The 16524-nt window shown below is 64.4% G+C and carries 12 protein-coding genes and 1 tRNA gene; 5 read left to right on the top strand and 8 right to left on the bottom strand.

The window, feature by feature from the left end; genetic code table 11:
- Window positions 1–23: 23 nt before the first annotated feature.
- The gene (locus IY145_RS20740; RefSeq protein WP_246722132.1) at window positions 24–578 is read right to left on the bottom strand and encodes a TIGR02281 family clan AA aspartic protease; all 555 of its coding nucleotides are present in this window, start codon (window positions 576–578) and stop codon (window positions 24–26) included.
- A 118-nt stretch (window positions 579–696) separates the two neighbouring features.
- Window positions 697–1365, bottom strand: a complete 669-nt coding sequence (locus tag IY145_RS20735; RefSeq protein WP_196409932.1) for a hypothetical protein — start codon at window positions 1363–1365, stop codon at window positions 697–699.
- 171 nt (window positions 1366–1536) lie between these two features.
- Here IY145_RS20735 and purE point away from each other — a divergent pair, with 171 nt between their 5' ends.
- On the top strand, window positions 1537–2001 hold the full coding sequence (gene purE / locus IY145_RS20730; RefSeq protein ID WP_196410651.1) for a 5-(carboxyamino)imidazole ribonucleotide mutase: 465 nt from the start codon (window positions 1537–1539) through the stop codon (window positions 1999–2001).
- 11 nt (window positions 2002–2012) lie between these two features.
- On the top strand, window positions 2013–3086 hold the full coding sequence (locus IY145_RS20725; RefSeq protein ID WP_196410650.1) for a 5-(carboxyamino)imidazole ribonucleotide synthase: 1074 nt from the start codon (window positions 2013–2015) through the stop codon (window positions 3084–3086).
- Between the two features lie 16 nt (window positions 3087–3102).
- On the opposite strand, the gene IY145_RS20720 is transcribed toward IY145_RS20725, so the two are convergent.
- The 6 genes from IY145_RS20720 to IY145_RS20695 all read right to left on the bottom strand — a co-directional run bounded on the left by IY145_RS20720 (window position 3103) and on the right by IY145_RS20695 (window position 11428).
- Window positions 3103–3807 carry an arylesterase gene (locus IY145_RS20720; protein WP_246722131.1) on the bottom strand — a complete coding sequence of 235 codons (705 nt, stop codon included), beginning with the start codon at window positions 3805–3807 and terminating at the stop codon, window positions 3103–3105.
- A gap of 143 nt (window positions 3808–3950) precedes the next feature.
- The gene (locus IY145_RS20715; protein ID WP_196409931.1) at window positions 3951–6380 is read right to left on the bottom strand and encodes a TonB-dependent receptor; all 2430 of its coding nucleotides are present in this window, start codon (window positions 6378–6380) and stop codon (window positions 3951–3953) included.
- A 547-nt stretch (window positions 6381–6927) separates the two neighbouring features.
- Window positions 6928–8940, bottom strand: a complete 2013-nt coding sequence (locus IY145_RS20710) for an acetyl/propionyl/methylcrotonyl-CoA carboxylase subunit alpha (RefSeq protein ID WP_196409930.1) — start codon at window positions 8938–8940, stop codon at window positions 6928–6930.
- Window positions 8941–9021: 81 nt separating this feature from the next.
- Window positions 9022–9657: an ATP-dependent Clp endopeptidase proteolytic subunit ClpP gene (gene clpP / locus IY145_RS20705; RefSeq protein WP_196409929.1), complete on the bottom strand. Its 636-nt coding sequence runs from the start codon at window positions 9655–9657 to the stop codon at window positions 9022–9024.
- Window positions 9658–9903: 246 nt separating this feature from the next.
- Complete coding sequence (gene tig / locus IY145_RS20700) at window positions 9904–11268, bottom strand: trigger factor (RefSeq protein WP_196409928.1); 1365 nt, start codon at window positions 11266–11268, stop codon at window positions 9904–9906.
- A 75-nt stretch (window positions 11269–11343) separates the two neighbouring features.
- Window positions 11344–11428 (bottom strand) — tRNA-Leu (locus tag IY145_RS20695).
- A 280-nt stretch (window positions 11429–11708) separates the two neighbouring features.
- On the opposite strand from IY145_RS20695, the gene IY145_RS20690 reads away from it, so the two are divergent.
- The 3 genes from IY145_RS20690 (at window position 11709) to IY145_RS20680 (ending at window position 16505) form a co-directional block, all read left to right on the top strand.
- Window positions 11709–13067, top strand: a complete 1359-nt coding sequence (locus IY145_RS20690) for a multicopper oxidase family protein (protein ID WP_196409927.1) — start codon at window positions 11709–11711, stop codon at window positions 13065–13067.
- 182 nt (window positions 13068–13249) lie between these two features.
- Window positions 13250–14161: a crotonase/enoyl-CoA hydratase family protein gene (locus tag IY145_RS20685; protein WP_196409926.1), complete on the top strand. Its 912-nt coding sequence runs from the start codon at window positions 13250–13252 to the stop codon at window positions 14159–14161.
- Window positions 14162–14204: 43 nt separating this feature from the next.
- Window positions 14205–16505 carry a putative bifunctional diguanylate cyclase/phosphodiesterase gene (locus IY145_RS20680; RefSeq protein WP_196409925.1) on the top strand — a complete coding sequence of 767 codons (2301 nt, stop codon included), beginning with the start codon at window positions 14205–14207 and terminating at the stop codon, window positions 16503–16505.
- The last annotated feature ends 19 nt before the right edge of the window (window positions 16506–16524 follow it).

The following is a 16524-nucleotide window of genomic DNA, read 5'->3' as shown; positions in this document are numbered from 1 at the left end:
GCGCGAGAGGGCTGCGCCCGAGCCTATTGGCGCAGAACCAGTCTGCCGGCTCCGGCCTCGATACGCGACAGGCGCGACAGGAAGGTCATGCCGAGCAGGCTGGCCCCGAGAGCGCCGCGCTCGGCGACATAGGCGTCGACATCGCGCAGCGCGATCTGGCCGAGACGGGCGTCGCGCAGCTTCACCCGCGCCATATGGGCGACGCCATTGGCGGTCTGGGCCGGATATTTGAATTCGGCGGGCGCCGGAAGATAGCCGATCGCGGCGGCGTCCTCATAGGACAGGACCACCGTGCTCGCCCCCGTGTCCACCAGCATGCGGACGCGCTGACCTTCGATTTCGACATTGGCCGAATATTGGCCGAGACGGTCGGCGACGATCGTGGCCTCTCCGAGCGTGGCGCTCGGCGCCGCAGGCGCGACGGGCGCATAGGCGCGCATCGGAGCGGCATATTCCGCCTGATGGCGGTAGGGCGACGTCTTCGCCTGGACCTGAGAGAGAACGTGAACGAGCGATTGAGATGCGACAAGCGTGAAAAACGCGCCGCCAATGGCGGTTCGTAGGATAGAGCTGGACATCGACATGGTCCCTGAACGCCGGCGACACACCGCCGGCTACGGAACGCAGAATAGCGGGCGGACCCTGATCAATACTTAAGGCGTTCCCCGAAACTCGAGCTTGTCACGGAAAAGTCGCTCAGCGCTTTTTGGAGAGGCGGCCCTGCGCCGAGACCGCGTCCAGGGCGGCCTCCGGCTCAGGCGTCGGATCGCGGATCGACGGCGCGGAGCCGAAGCCCGCGCTCACCACATGCACGAGCGCGGTCCGCACGTCCCAGCCATGGTCGGTGAGCGTTATGTCGTAGCAGGCCCGCGGCTCGCCAATGTCGGATTTCTTGGCCGCCTTCGCCTGAATGGCGAGCACCTTGGCTTTGGTCTGCGGGTTGTCGACGAGCGCCGCCAATCCTCGATCCTGCAAATGGCGATCGGTGCTGAAATCGTCGATCATCGAGGTGGTCGCCTTCTCGAACTCGCAGAGATTGGCGAGCAGGCCGACCTGCAGCAGCCGCAGCGCCATGCGTGGCTCGAGCGTGTTCAGGTCGCGGGAGACGCGTCGCTTGTCCTTCGTGTCGAGCCGCTCGAAAAGATCGGGCGGCACGCGCTTTTCGATTGTCGCTTCGCCGAAGTCGAGCTTGACGCCGGCGATTTCGGCTCCGCGCAGCCCGCCGAACCGATCGGCCAGCGTCGAGAGTCCGTCGCCGATGGCGTCGGCGTTCACGATGGCGAAGCCGATCGCCAAGACGAGGCCGAGCGTCGCGATCAGGCTTTTCAGCGCCGCGAGCGCGTCCTGCAACCCTTTGATATCCATTTCGCCCCCGAAAACGCATGCGAAAAAAGCCGATCATAGCGGCGCTCGGGCCACCGCGCCATCGTGGGCGCGCTTGCGCCCCGCCGCCGGTTCGGCTAAGGGGCTGTGCTTCATGCACTCCAGCCCGCCGGAAGAGCCGTGGCGAAGTCGAAGAAGCCAGTCGCGATCATCATGGGTTCCCAATCCGATTGGGCCACCATGCGGCATAGCGCCGAAGCGCTCGAGGCGCTCGGCGTCGGCTATGAGGCGCGCATAATTTCCGCCCATCGCACGCCGGACCGGCTCAGCGCCTTCGCCAAGGGCGCCGAGGCGGAGGGATTCGAGGTCATCGTCGCCGGAGCGGGCGGCGCCGCCCATCTGCCCGGCATGACGGCGGCGTATACGATCCTTCCCGTGCTCGGCGTGCCGATCGAGACCGCCGCGCTCTCGGGGATGGATTCGCTGCTCTCCATCGTGCAGATGCCGGGCGGCGTGCCCGTGGGCACTTTGGCCATCGGCAAGGCGGGCGCGATCAACGCCGCTCTGCTCGCGGCCGCCATTCTCGCCCGCGGCGACGCGGAGCTCGCCGAGAGGCTGCAGGAATGGCGACAACGCCAGACCGAGCAGGTCGCCGTAACGCCCCGCGACGACGCATGACGAAAGCGACGATGCTGCGTCCCGGCTCCACGATCGGAATATTGGGCGGCGGGCAGCTCGCCCGCATGCTGGCGAGCGCCGGCGCGCGCCTCGGCCTGCGCGCCCATGTCTTTTCGCCTGCCGCCGACGATCCCGCCTTCGAGGTCTGCGCCGCGCGGACCATTGCTCCTTTCGAGGACGAGGCGGCGCTCGCCGCCTTCGCCGCCGCGGTCGACGTCGTCACTTATGAATTCGAGAATGTGCCCTCGGACACGGCGGCCTTTCTCGAGGCGCATTCGGTGGTGCGGCCCAATCCGCGCGTGCTGGCGCTGACGCAGGATCGCTTCACCGAAAAGAATTTCGTGCGCGGCCTCGGCATAGAGACGGCGCCTTTCGAGAATGTCGAGGACGCCGCCATGCTGGCGGAAGCGGCCGCGAGTCTCGGGCGGCCCTCCATTCTGAAGACCAGGCGATTCGGCTATGACGGCAAGGGCCAGACCCTGCTGCGCGAGGGCGTCGATCTCGCCGCCGCCTTCCAGTCGCTCGGCGGCGCGCCTTGCGTGCTCGAGGGCTTCGTGCCCTTCTCGCGCGAAGTGTCGGTGGTTGCGGCGCGTGGGTCGGACGGCGCCTTTCGCGCCTATGACGTCTGCGAGAACGTCCATGAGCGGCATATTCTCGCGCTGACCGTCGCGCCGGCGCGGATTTCCGCGCAGACGGCGGCGGCGGCCGTCGAAATGGCGCGAAAAATCGCCGAAGCGGCCGATTATGTCGGCGTGATCGCGGTGGAGTTGTTCGTCGTCGAGGAGGCGGGCGGGGAGCGGCTGGTCGTCAATGAGATCGCGCCGCGCGTGCATAATTCCGGCCATTGGACGCTCGACGGCGCCGTCACTTCGCAATTCGAGCAGCATATGCGCGCGGTCGCCGGCTGGCCGCTGGGCTCGACGCGCCGTCACGGCGTCCGCGTCGAAATGCGCAATCTGATCGGCGACGACGCGGAGAAATGGCCGGAGCTGCTCGCGGAGGAGGGCGCCTGTCTCCACCTCTACGGCAAGAAGGAGACGCGCGCCGGCCGCAAGATGGGCCATGTGACGCGGGTGTTTCCGTAAGACCGACCGGCGCGCTTCAGCGCGCCTCGGCCACCTTGCGCCGGGCCGCCGCCGCATCGAGATTGCGTTCGACGAGCGGGGCAATGCCGGCCACGATGCGCTCCACCCCGGCGGCGTTGGGATGAATATGGTCCTCCTGCATCAGCGCCGGATGGCCGAACACGCCCGCGAGGAAGAAGGGATAGAGCGAAGCGCCCCAGCGCGCTGCGAGCTTGGGATAGAGCTGGTCGAAAGTCACATTATAGACGAAGCCCAGCTCCGGCTTGGACAATATCCCGCCGATGACGACGCGCGTTCCCCGCCGCCGATAGCCGTCGAGTATCCAGTCTAGATTGCGTGAGACGACCGCGGGATCGGTCTGCTGCAGCATATCATTGCCGCCGAGTTCGACGATGACGACGTCGGCGTCATAATCCTGCGGCGTCGAGGCGAGGCGGGTGGCGGCGTCCGCCGTCGTGTCGCCGGCCATGGAGCCGTTGACGATGTCGATATTGCGATAGCCATCCGCCCGTAGCCGGCGGGCCAGGACCGGGCCGAAGCCGTATCCCTCCGGAACGCCGAGGCTCGTGCTGAGGCTGTCGCCGAGGATGAGCAGCTTGAGCGGCGCTGGCTGAGCGGAAGCCGCGGAGGCGACAACGAAGGCGGCCAGCGTCATAGCCGGCAGAATTTTACGACGATGCGGCCGTCCAGCCGCATCGATGGGAGATGATCTGCGCAACATGACACACCCTCGAAAAATCAGACGCGATAAATCGAGGCGCAAGTTATGCGCGGCGCGTCAATTCGACATGAAGAAATCCGGGTGAATTGACGCGTCTTTCGTGCATTCGAGAGGCTGGGGCTCGGGCTCGGCCTGCATTCTCTTCACATGAGCTTCACGCGGAAGGCCCCGCCGAAGGTCGCAGGCCAGCGCGCGAGGCCGACCCTCGTCGGATTGCTGGCGCTTCCGGGGTCGAAGGAGGAATATGGCCTTTCGTCGAAGACGTTCTTTGCCCAGAAGCTCAGGCTGTAGCGATCGTCATCGGTGCGAAGGCCGAAGCCGAAATTGACGATCGCATAGGACGGTTGCCAGAACTGAACGATGGACCAGGGGTTGGTGAGCTGCGTCTTGTCCTGCCAATTCACGTTCACATAGCCGAAAGCGGTCATCGGCTGTCGCGCGAAGTCGCCGAAGGTGTCGAGGCCGGAGTCGATGAGCACGGCTCCCAACGGATGCTCGTAATTGGCTCCAATGTTGAACGTCCAGAGAGGAACGCTTTGCCACCTCGTATTGGAGAGCGACAGATATTTGGGCGCTGGGCCTCCGGTGGTCCACTGCCAATCGGTGGGTGGGGCGGCGTCCGGATAGGAAATCCAGCGCGCATCGGAGAAGGCGGCGTTGCCGGTTATCCATAGTCTTTCGATCGGGCTCCAGCGGGCGTCGAGCTCGACTCCACGCAGACGCGCATGATCGGCGTTGCCGAGCGACGACACTGAGATGGGCGCGCCGAGGGCGTCGGTGCGGCTGGCGTCGACGGTCGTGGTCTGGAAGTTGTAGAAGTCGTTCCAATAGAAATTCGCGTTGAACAGAAGCTTGTTGTCGAGCCAGTTCGTCTTGAAGCCGAGCTCATAGTCCCAGGATACTTCCGGCTTGGTGAAAAGCGGCGTCCAGGCGCTGAAGACTTTCTGTCCGGTCGCGGCGTCGGTGGCATAGGTCGGATTGCCGCTCGTGTTGACGGCGGCGGCCTTCTCCGCGCGGCCGACCAGGCCGAAGAGGAGGATATTCTCGGTCCATCGATATTGCGGATTGAGGATGCCCGTAACATGGTTGCTCGACCGTGACTGGCCGCCGCGATCCGATAGTCCATATCCCCCGGCCGCGATGATCGCCTGATCCTGATCGACGATCGACAGTGTGGGATAATATCGGTTGAGATGGCTCACCGAGCCCTGACGGATCTCATAGCTGTTGCGAAAACCCAGCGTGATCGCCAATTGCTCGTCGTAATGCCAGGTCGCCTGGCCGAAGGCGGCGAATTGAATGTCGCGCGCCTTGGTGTACCACCAGTCCTCGACGCCCGGCAGCGCGGCCGGCATGCGGAGCCATTTCGCGGCGTCGGAGCCGAATTGCACATGATGCATCTGATTGCCGGCGTCGTCGTAGAAGAGATAGACGCCGGTGGTCCATTCGAGCTCCTGCTCCTTGGGGGAGGAGAAACGGAATTCTTGGGACGCTTGGCCGACATTGGTGTCCATGCCGGTGCGCCAGAGCCCGAGCAGCTGGGTTTCTTCGCGGTAGCTTTCCTCGTTCCGGCTGTAGCCATAGGCGGAAAGCGAGGTCAATATATTCTCCCCTATGCCCCAGTTGATCTCGTTCGACACCATTATGTTTCTGACCGGATCGGCTCCCATTCCGGCGATCGAGGGCGTGTAGGGATTATAGGACAAGATCGGCTTTCCCAGCCGGGTCGCGACATTGCGCGCGAATGTCGCGCTCGGGAGCGTGCCATTGGCGTAGATCAACGATGTGTCGCCGATCGGGCCGAGATTGTAGCCGTTATATTCGTGCGACTGGTTGTAGTTGAAGATCAGCCGATCGCTGAAATTGTCGCCGACATAGAGCAATTGGCCGCGCACGGCCCAGCGATCCGTGTTCTTGTAGCCGGCCCCGCTCACCTGATCGTGAATCCATCCGCCGCTTTTGTCGAGGAAGGCGCTCAAGCGATAGGCGAGCGTGTCGTCGATGATCGGTCCGGTGACGCTGGCCTTCTCGATGACGCGGCCAAAATTGGCGTAGTTGGTCTCGAAGGTCGCTTTCCGCGTGAAGGATGGCAGCTGGCTGCGAATGATGAGGCTGCCGACGGCGGTATTCTTTCCGCCCGCCGTTCCCTGCGGGCCATAAGCGACCTCGAAGGATTGCAGATCGAAGAGCTCGCCCCACTGGAAACCCCAATATTTCCAGAACACATTGTCGACGACATAGCCGGTCGGCGATTCCGTGCCGACGCCAGTGCCTGCGCCGATGCCGACCCAACGCATGGTCTGACGCGCGGAGCGCACGACGGCGCCGTTGTTGGCGCGATAGCTCGGGATCTTCTGCTGAAACTCGTCGAGGCGATTGATGTTTTCCCGCTCTATCGCCTTCGGGTCGACGACAAAGATCGTGCGCGGCTTCTTCTGTGCATCCATCACAGAACGAGACGTTTCGCCGCGATCTTCATCGCCGTCGGGCACGACGACATCGCCGATCTCGACTCGGACCGGAGTAGGCGCTTCCTCGGCGCGCGATCGCCCCGGCAAGGTCGAGATAGCCATGAGGGCCAGAGAAATCGTGAGGCCGGATCCGCTGGATAGTGTCCGAAACTTGTACGCTGGCGCGACGCTCGACGCTGAACGGGACATGCTCTGAACCTTTATATGTATATTTTTTTGATAGGAATAATAGAGCATCTGCGGGGCCTGACCGTCAAGCGCCGCGCGAGGCAGCGCGCAGCCGATGAGCGGGCGACGACAAAATATCGTGTGATTGCAGTTATATCTGGCTGGCTTTGCGCGCGCTGAAAATCGTCGGTTGCCGCATTAAAAAATATAAATTCGATCTAATTAATGTGTAATAAGCTGGTGAAAGACATTCGGTGCGCGCTCTCGCATGGCGAGCCGCGCATTTTCTCTGCTTTTCGATCGAGGGGAGGGGCGATTTGGTCCTCGGCTGCTCCGAGGGGCGGAGGCGCCTGGGATAGCTGTGCGGCTCGAGTCGGTCCGCCCGGCGCGTCGCACGCGGATTCGTCGAAGAAAAAAGCCGCCGAGAGTTGAAAGAAGGGAAGGGCATGCGTCGGGGCTCGCCGACGCATGTCTCGGCTGATCAGTCGGCGAATTCCATGATCACCGCGTCGACGGCGAGGCTGTCGCCCGGCTTGGCGACGATCTTCTTGATCGTCACGTCGCGCTCGGCGCGCAGCACATTCTCCATCTTCATGGCCTCGACCATGCAGAGCGGCTCGCCGGCCTTCACCTCCTGGCCCTCGACGACGTCGACCGTCTTGACGAGGCCCGGCATGGGGCAGAGCAGATGCTTGGAGACGCCGACATTTTTCTTCTTTGGCATCAGCGCGTTGAGCTCGGCCTCGCGCTGGGTGAAGACGCGCGCGTCCACGGCGACGCCCTGATGCGAGAGCTCGAATCCATTGAGGATCGTCCGCACCTGCACATAGATCGAGGCGCCGTCGATCGTTCCCGCGAAGACCGGGTCGCCCGGCCGCCAGGAGGAGGAGATGCGCCGCGTGCGGCCGTCTTCCTCGTCGAAATGAACGATCAGCGCCTCGCCCTGCGTGTCCAGCGTCACATGGAACGACTGGTCGCCGAGAGCGCAGACGCGCTTGCGCTCGAATTCGAAGGGGCGGCCATGGGCGAGCTGGCCACTGATGAGGCGCTTGCGCTCATTGCCGATGTGGTCGACGAGCGCCGCGACCGTCGCCAGCACATGCGCGACCTCGCCGTCCGGCTGCGGGGCGGCGAACCCGCCCGCATATTCCTCGGCGATGAAACCCGTCGAGAGCCGGCCAGAGCGCCAGCGCTCATGCTGCATCAGCGAGGCGAGGAAGGGGATGTTGTGGCGGATGCCGTCTATGACGAAGCGGTCCAGCGCGTCGCCCTGGGCGTCGATCGCCGCGAGGCGGTCGGGGCCATGGGTGACGAGCTTGGCGATCATCGGATCGTAATGGATCGAAATCTCGCGCCCTTCCGCCACACCCGTGTCGTTGCGCACGGTGATCGCGCCCTCGCGCTTTTCCTCCGGCGGGCGGTATTTCACCAGCCGGCCGATGGAGGGCAGGAAGTTGCGGGTCGGATCCTCGGCGTAGATGCGGCTCTCCACCGCCCAGCCGTTGATCGTCACCTTCTCCTGACGCAGCGACAGCGGCTCGCCGGCGGCGACGCGGATCATCTGCTCGACGAGATCGATGCCGGTGATGAGCTCGGTGACCGGATGCTCCACCTGCAGACGGGTGTTCATCTCGAGGAAGTAGAAGCTCTTGTCCTGCCCCGCGACGAATTCCACCGTGCCGGCGGAATCATAATTCACCGCTTTGGCGAGGGCGACGGCCTGAGCGCCCATCGCGGCGCGGGTCTCCTCGTCGAGCAGCGGCGAGGGGGCCTCCTCTATCACCTTTTGATTGCGGCGCTGGATGGAGCACTCGCGCTCATTGAGGTGAATGACATTACCGTGCTTGTCGCCCAGCACCTGAATTTCGATATGGCGCGGGTTGACGATGAATTTCTCGATGAAGACGCGATCGTCGCCGAAGGAGGAGGCGGCCTCGGAGCGGGCGCGGTTGAAGCCCTCGACCACTTCCTCGGCCTTGAAGGCGACGCGCATGCCCTTGCCGCCGCCGCCGGCCGAGGCCTTCAGCATGACGGGATAGCCGATCTCATTGGCGATGCGGACCGCCTCGTCGCCGTCCTGGATGACGCCGAGATAGCCGGGCACGACGCTGACATTGGCGGCGGAGGCGAATTTCTTCGACTCGATCTTGTCGCCCATCGCCTCTATGGCGCGCGGATTGGGGCCGATGAAGACGATGCCGGCGTCCGCCAGCGCCGTGGCAAAGGCGGCGCGCTCGGAGAGGAAGCCATAGCCAGGATGCACGGCCTCGGCGCCGGTCTCCTTGCAGGCCGCGACGATCTTGTCGATGAGCAGATAGGATTGCGCAGCGGGGGGCGGGCCGAGATGAATGGCCTCGTCGGCCATTTCGACATGCAGCGCGTCGGCGTCGGCGTCCGAATAGACGGCGACCGTCTTGATGCCCATGCGGCGAGCGGTTTTGATGATGCGACAGGCGATCTCGCCACGATTGGCGATCAGAATTTTACGAAACATGCGCGCCCCGATACATGCGGAACGGCGCGCCCGCTGTTTTCGACTGTCGAAAACAGCGGGCGCGCCGGGATTTGATCTTCGTCAGGCCTTGGCCTCGGTCGCATCGTCCGGGTGGTTGACCTCCACCTTGTCGACGATGCCGAATTCCCTGGCCTCCTCGGCGGACATGAAGTGATCGCGATCGAGGGTCTTGTCGATCGTCTCATAGTCCCGGCCGGTGTGCTTGACGTAGATTTCGTTGAGACGCCGCTTGATCTTCATAATGTCCTCCGCATGGCGGAGGATGTCCGACGCCTGGCCCTGGAAGCCGCCCGAGGGCTGATGCACCATGATGCGGGCGTTGGGCAGCGCGATGCGGTTACCGGCCTCGCCGGCGCACAGCAGCAGCGAGCCCATGGAGGCCGCCTGGCCGATGCAGAGCGTCGCGACCTTGGGCCGGATATATTGCATCGTGTCGTAGATCGCGAGGCCCGAGGTCACCACGCCGCCCGGCGAGTTGATGTAGAGATAGATCTCGCGCTTCGGGTTCTCGGCCTCGAGGAACAAGAGCTGGGCGATGATGACCGAGGCCATATGGTCCTCGACCTGGCCGGTCAGGAAGATGATTCGCTCGCGCAGCAGGCGCGAATAGATATCGAAGCCGCGCTCGCCGCGGCTCGTGTTCTCGATCACCTGGGGGATCAGATACTGGTTGTAGACGTCGATCGGATCACGCATCTGTTTGCGCCTTTTTCAGATTTGACTGGCCTGCGACCGGAGACGCCACAGGGCGGGGGCGTCATGCCCCCGGCCGCGCGGCGGCCTCTTCGACCCGCCGTTCTTTCCCCCGAATGGAGCGAAAGCCACGAGCCAGCTTTTGACTCGTTGGTAGCATATTGCGGCAGGCCGTCCAGACACAAACCGCAAAAGCCGCGCGCGGGAACCCCGGGGCCGCCCTTAAGGGGCTCCGGGGCGCGGGCCGGATCAGGCGGCGGGCTGCGCCAGATCGTCGTCTTCCTCGGCCGCGAGCAGCTCTTCGCGGGTGACGGTCTTGTCGGTGACGCTGATCTTGGTCACCAGATGGTCGACGACCCGCTCCTCATAGAGAGGGGCGCGGATCTGGGCGAGCGCCTGAGGATTGTTGCGGTAGAAGTCCCAGACCTGCTTCTCGCGGCCGGGGAAGGCGCGCACGCGCTCGACCAGCGCGTCGGTCACGTCCTTGTCGTCGACCTTCACGCCGGCGCCCTGGCCGATCTCCGCCAGCACCAGGCCGAGGCGCACGCGACGCTCGGCGATCTTGCGATATTCGTCGCGGGCGGCTTCCTCGGTCGTGCCCTCGTCCTCGAAGCTCTTGCCGGAGCGCTGGCGCTCGCCCTCGAGCTGGGTCCAGATCGTGTCGAATTCCTGGGAGACGAGGCCCTCGGGCAGCTCGAACGAATATTTCTTGTCGAGAGCGTCGAGCAGGGCGCGCTTCAGCTTGGCGCGCGAGGCCTTGGCGAAATCCGCCTCGAGATTGCCACGCACGGCGAAAGTGAGCTCGGCGAGCGATTCGAAGCCGTATTTGGAGGCGAAGGCGTCGTCGATCGGCAGCTCCGCGGGGGCGGCCACGCCCTTGACCGTCACGTCGAATTCGGCGTCGCGGCCGGCCAGCGTCGGCACGCCGTAATCATCGGGGAACTTCACCTTGACGACGCGCTGCTCGTCCTTGGCCGCGCCCTCGAGCTGCTCCTCGAAGCCCGGGATGAAGGAGCCGGAGCCGAGCACCAGAGCGACGTCGCCGCCGGTCCCGCCCTCGAAAGGCTCGCCGTCGAGCTTGCCGGCGAAGTCTATGGTGACGCGATCGCCCTTGGCGGCGACGCCCTCCTTGTCCGCAAATTCGCGGATGCGGTCGGCGAGGTCGGAAATGGCCTTCTGCACCTCCTCCTCGGCGACCTCGGCGACTGGGCGCTCGATCGCAATGTCGTCGAAGGCGCCGACCTCGATCGCCGGCAGAACCTCGAAGGCGACCGAATAGGAGAAGTCGCCTTCGGCCTCCAGCGCCTTCTCGACCTCGGCCTGATCGGTCGGGAAGTCGAGGCGCGGCTCCAGCGCGACGCGCAGGCTATTGTCTTCGACGATCTTGCGATTGGCCTCGTTGACGGCCTCCTGCAGAACCTCGCCCATTATGCCTTTGCCGTAGATCTTCTTGAGATAGGAGAGCGGCGCCTTGCCCGGGCGGAAACCCTTGATCTGCGCCTTGCCCCGGAGCTCCACGAGCTGGGACTCGAGCTTGGCGGCGAGCTCGCCGGCCGGGAGGATCACCTTGAATTCGTGTTTCAAGCCCTGCGACAGGGTCTGCGTCACCTGCATGTCGTTCTCGCCTTCTCGAATCTCGACCAGTCCGGCGTTCGCCGGGAAAAATTCTCTGCCGCCGGCGCGCGTCGCTGGTGCGGGCGGAGGGAGTCGAACCCCCACGACTTGCGTCACCGGAACCTAAATCCGGCGCGTCTACCAGTTCCGCCACGCCCGCCGCCCCGACGCGCAAACGCCCGACGAGCCGCCGGCTCGCGGGCGAAACGCCAAAGGACCGAAGCCCCGAGCCGTCCGGCGTCGAAACGCTCGCGGCGACGGCCGAAATACCGGCTTCGAAATACCGGTGTCGACGCGCGGACGCCGCCACGCGCCGGCTCGGGCGGTGGGCTCTATAGCACGACGCCGCGCCGGAGCTAAAGAAAATGTCGCGCGCGGACCTGTTGAAAGCCGCGCGCCGGTCGGGCCATATGCGACGGCGAGGAGAAATCGGAGACAACATGCCGTCCAACTGCTCACGCCGCGCCTTTTTGGTCGGAGTCGCCGCGACCCTCGTTTCGCTCGACGCTCGCGCCGAGCCGCCGGCCGCCGGGCCCAAGGTGGCCGGGCTCACGACGCTGGAGGCGCGCAAGGGAACGGCGCGTCTCCTGCCGGAGCCCGCCCATGCGACGGAAATTTGGGGTTTCGGTGGGAAGACTCCCGGCCCGCTGCTGCGCCTCGCGCAGGGCGAGGATCTCGCGGTCGGCCTCGTCAACGGCCTCGAAAAACCGCTCTCCATTCATTGGCACGGGATGCGCGGCGACAACGCCATGGACGGCGTCGCGCCGCTGACACAGGCGGAGGTCGCGCCGGGCGGACGATTCGATTATCGCCGCAAGGCGGCCGACGCGGGCCTCTTTTGTTATCGCCCCTCGGTTTTCGGGGCGACGCCGGAACTGGTCGGCCGCGGCCTGAAGGGGCTGCTCGTCGTCGACGAGCCCAAACCCCTCGAAGCCGACGCCGATCTTCTGCTCGTCCTCGACGACTGGCGGCTGGATAAGGATGGAGCGATCGAAGGCGATTTTGCCGCGCCCGGGGCAGGGCGGCTCGGGTCGCTGGTCGCAGTGGACGGCTCTCCGGCGCCGGCGCGCCGCGATTTTTCGCCCGGCGCGCGCATCCGTCTGCGCTTCGCCAATCTCGCCAATGCGCGAATCATGTTCGTCGGCTTCGACAATATCCAGCCTTTCGTCGTCGCCGTGGACAGTCAGCCCTGCGACGCCTTCGAGCCGGTGCGGCGCACGATACCGGCCGCGCCGGGCGCGCGATTCGAATTGCTGTTCGATTTGCCGCAGGCCGAGAATACGACAGCAAAGCTCGTCCTGCGCGGGATCGACGAGCCGGACCGCGATCTGGCGATCTTCACCACGAAAGGCGCCAAGGCCGTAGCGCGACCGGCCATTGCCGCGCTGCCGCAGAACCCGCTGCTCCCCACAGAGATCAAGCTGCAGGCGGCCAAGAAGGTCGATCTCACATTGGAGCCGCCGGCGTCGCCGGGCGTGGGCTGGCGCATCAATGGCGCGCCGAGCAAGGCCTATGGCGGCCCGCCGCTGTTCCAGGTGAAGCGCGGGAGCCCGGTGACGCTCGGCTTCGTCAATCGCGCCGAGGTTCCGGTCGTGATGCACGTCCATGGCCATTGCGTGCGGCTTCTGCACGACCTCGACGATGGCTGGGAGCCCTATTGGCGCAATGGCGTCGTCGTGCCGCCGGGCAAGACCAAGCATGTCGCCTTCGTCGCCGACAGCCCCGGCAAATGGGCCGTCCATGACGATATTCTCGAGCATGAGGCGGCCGGACTCGCCGCCTGGTTCGAGGTGAAGTGACCACGAGAGACGCCAGCGAGGCGGCTGCGATTTGGGATCTACGAATAAATATAATATTCTGAAATAAGGATGCGATAACTTCCGAAGCGGTAGATTGACCCGCGTCGCCACCTCGCGTCGCGGCGCATGTAGGTTCAGATTTCGGTTGCATCACACTCGCGAGTTGAATCAGAGCGGCCCCGATGACCGAAGCTTTCGCGTTCGAAATCAAAAAGCCGGAAGATTTTCCGCATTGGGAGTTCGATCACATCGATCTCGAATATGACACTGTGACGCGCGCCGTGTGGATGAATTACAAGGTGTCGTCGCCTCCCTTCTATGCGATGCAGACCCTCGCGGATATGGCGAGCGTGCGCGACTCGCTGCGTCATATGTACGAACTCGACGGTTTTGCGTGCTTTCCCGTCCGCTATTTCGTGATGAGCTCCAACAAGAAGTCGGTCTTTAGTCTGGGCGGCGACCTCGTGACCTTCACATCGTCGATTCGTAGCGGCCGGCGCGATCGATTGATCGCCTATGCACATGCTTGCATCGATCTCATCTATTCGCTCGTCTGCGGCCTCTATCTGCCGATCGTTTCGCTCGCGGCTGTGCGCGGACAGTGTCTCGGCGGCGGCTTCGAGGCGGCTCTCGCCTCGGATTTCATCCTGGCCGAGGAGAGCGCGAAACTGGGCGTGCCAGAGGCGAGCTTCAACGCATTTCCGGGAATGGGGGCGGTGTCGCTGCTCACGCGGCGGCTCGGCGTGGCCCAGGCGGAGCGGATCATAGGCGCCGGCGCGATCCATCCGGCGAGCGAGATGCTCGAGCTCGGAGCCATCGATCTGACGACTCCCGATGGATCGCTGCGCGCGGCGGCCGACGCCTGGATGCTGGAAGGCGGAGATGAGCGCTGGCTGCGCCGGCGGGCGCTGTCTGAGGCGCGAAGAAGCTGTTTTCCGGTGACCAGGGACGAACTCATCGAGATCACCGATCTCTGGGCGGATTGTTCGACCGCGCTGAGCGATCAGGATCTTCGTCACATGGAGCGGCTCGCCGCAGCCCAGAAGCGCATGACGTCTTCGGGCGGAACGGCGGAGGACGGCCGGTCTCGATAACGCCGATCGCTCGGCGATCGTTTGCGACATGAAAGTCATACCGATGACGAGACGACAAATCGAGGATGTCGCGCCAGAGGACCAGAAGAACGAGATCTACGCCGATCTCGTCGAAACGCTGTTCGGCACGCCGGGCTCGTTCATCGCGGGCATCGGCGCGGGAATGCTGGTCGCCGTCATCGCATGGCTGACGACCGGCGATCTCGTCTATTTCGGCTTCGTTCTGGCTCTGCTCGTGATCAGCATGTATCGGATACATGTCTTGATCACGCATACGCGGACGCCTGTCGAGCAACGCCGGCGCGACGCGCGACAGTGGGAGTTGCGCTACGCCATCGGCGGCGTGAGCTTCATGACCGTCGTCGGCATAACGGCCGCCGTGCTGTTCAACTCCCATCACGGCGAGATGGTGGCCTATTACGGCGTTGTGTTGATGACCGGATGCGCCGGCGCGCTGGCGGGCCGCAACGCAGGGCGACCGCGCATCGTCCTGTGGCAGGTCATCGGGGTCTGCGCGCCGCTGGCCATCACTTGTCTGTTCAATTTCAGCATCTGGTACTGGGGCCTGACTTTAATCATCGTGCTCGGCATCATTTCGGTGGAGTCGACCACGAAATTCTTGAATTCGGTCCTGGAGTCGGCTCTGCGCAACGGCCGCGACGCGGACACGCAGCGCCGGCGCTTCAAATCGGCGCTGAACAGCATGACGCATGGCTTGTGCATGGGCCGCGCGGATAAGACGCTCACCGTCGTCAATCGCCGGATGTATGATTTCTTCGGCCTCGATCCGGACGATATGCCGAGAGACCTCGCCGCGCTCACCAGCATGATCGGCGAGAACACGAACATGTCCCGCGAGGACGCGCGGATATTCCTCGACCAATGGACGTCGCGAGCCTCGCTTCCGCGAACGGACGTCTTCTCCCGCGAGATCGGCAGCCGCATTTTCGATTTCCGATGCGAGCCGGCCGACAATGGCGCCTTCGTCACCGTGGTCGAGGACGTGACCGAGCAACGGCGCGCGGCGCGCGAGATCGAGCGGATCGCGCATTTCGACACGCTGACCGATCTCGCCAACCGCTTTCAGTTCCAGCAACGATTGGAACGCGACCTGCGGCACATTCGCAAACGCGGATTGAGCCTCGCTCTGCTCTGCATCGACCTCGATCAGTTCAAAGAGGTCAACGACACGCTCGGACATACGATCGGCGATCGCCTCTTGTGCGCGGTCGCCGAACGTCTGCGCGATTGCGTGCGCTCGGTCGACATGGTCGCCCGTTTCGGCGGCGACGAATTCTGCATCCTCATGCATCCGACGATCGAGACGCCCCCGGCCGACGCTCTGGCGCGGCGTGCAATCGAGGCGATCGCCCGTCCCTATGTCATAGAGGGGCACACGATCGTGATCGGCGCGAGCGTCGGCCTGTGCGTCGCGCCGCGGGATGCGACCTCGGCCGAGGGGCTGCTGAAATGCGGCGATCTCGCAATGTATCATTCCAAGGCCGCGGGACGACGGCAGGCCATCTGGTTCGAGACGGCGATGGAGGATGCGCTGGTCAGCAAGCGGCGCATCGAGCGGGAGCTCCGAGAGGCCCTGCGGACCGAGGCGCTCGAGGTCCATTATCAGCCGATCTTCGACGCGCGCGACCAGTCCGTTTCGACCTGCGAAGCGCTGACGCGCTGGCGCCACCCGCAATTGGGCTATGTGCCGCCCTCCGCCTTCATTCCGATCGCGGAAGAGACGGGGATGATCGTAGAACTCGGCGAATGGGTGCTGCGCAGGGCCTGCCGAGACGCTCATCTGTGGCCGTCCGCGGCGCGGGTCGCCGTCAATTTCTCATCGAGGCAGTTTCAGCAGCCCGATATGGTGGATCATGTGCGGAGCGCGCTCGCCGCCGCCGCATTGGAGCCGGGGCGCCTCGAGATCGAGATCACCGAATCCACCCTCATGCAGGATACGGAGGACGCCGCATCCAAGATCGCGGCGCTGCGCGCGCTCGGCGTTCGCCTGTCGCTCGACGACTTCGGAACCGGATTCAGCAGCTTGGGCTATTTGAACCGCTTCCCCGTCGACAAGGTGAAGCTCGATCGCAGTTTCGTGTCGGAGCTGAGCGCCTCGAGCAAGACCCAGGCGATCATTGGCGCGGTCTCACTTCTGACCGCCGAGCTCGGCATCGATCTCGTCGCGGAGGGCGTAGAGACCCATGAGCAGCGAGCGCTCCTCCTCGCCAAAAATGTGCATTTGATGCAAGGTTTTCTCTTCAGCATGGCGAAGCCGCAGGCGGAGCTCGCGCTGCTCTTTGCCGGAATGACGCGCGGCGGCAAGCTGAAGGTCGTCGCCTGACGGTCGGCGGAGCGCCCAC

It is taken from the genome of Methylosinus sp. H3A (assembly GCF_015709455.1).
In the GTDB taxonomy this organism is placed as follows: domain Bacteria; phylum Pseudomonadota; class Alphaproteobacteria; order Rhizobiales; family Beijerinckiaceae; genus Methylosinus.
Note: the sequence above shows the minus strand (reverse complement) of the source record. Positions and strands in the feature narration are given on the sequence as shown.

Excerpts from the sequence above, each read along its gene's own strand:
- IY145_RS20740 (WP_246722132.1), bottom strand. The coding sequence starts at position 578 with ATGTCCAGCTCTATCCTACGAACCGCCATTGGCGGCGCGTTTTTCACG.
- IY145_RS20735 (WP_196409932.1), bottom strand. The coding sequence starts at position 1,365 with ATGGATATCAAAGGGTTGCAGGACGCGCTCGCGGCGCTGAAAAGCCTG.
- purE (WP_196410651.1), top strand. The coding sequence starts at position 1,537 with ATGGGTTCCCAATCCGATTGGGCCACCATGCGGCATAGCGCCGAAGCG.
- IY145_RS20725 (WP_196410650.1), top strand. The coding sequence starts at position 2,013 with ATGCTGCGTCCCGGCTCCACGATCGGAATATTGGGCGGCGGGCAGCTC.
- IY145_RS20720 (WP_246722131.1), bottom strand. The coding sequence starts at position 3,807 with ATGTTGCGCAGATCATCTCCCATCGATGCGGCTGGACGGCCGCATCGT.
- IY145_RS20715 (WP_196409931.1), bottom strand. The coding sequence starts at position 6,380 with ATGGCTATCTCGACCTTGCCGGGGCGATCGCGCGCCGAGGAAGCGCCT.
- IY145_RS20710 (WP_196409930.1), bottom strand. The coding sequence starts at position 8,940 with ATGTTTCGTAAAATTCTGATCGCCAATCGTGGCGAGATCGCCTGTCGC.
- clpP (WP_196409929.1), bottom strand. The coding sequence starts at position 9,657 with ATGCGTGATCCGATCGACGTCTACAACCAGTATCTGATCCCCCAGGTG.
- tig (WP_196409928.1), bottom strand. The coding sequence starts at position 11,268 with ATGCAGGTGACGCAGACCCTGTCGCAGGGCTTGAAACACGAATTCAAG.
- IY145_RS20690 (WP_196409927.1), top strand. The coding sequence starts at position 11,709 with ATGCCGTCCAACTGCTCACGCCGCGCCTTTTTGGTCGGAGTCGCCGCG.
- IY145_RS20685 (WP_196409926.1), top strand. The coding sequence starts at position 13,250 with ATGACCGAAGCTTTCGCGTTCGAAATCAAAAAGCCGGAAGATTTTCCG.
- IY145_RS20680 (WP_196409925.1), top strand. The coding sequence starts at position 14,205 with ATGACGAGACGACAAATCGAGGATGTCGCGCCAGAGGACCAGAAGAAC.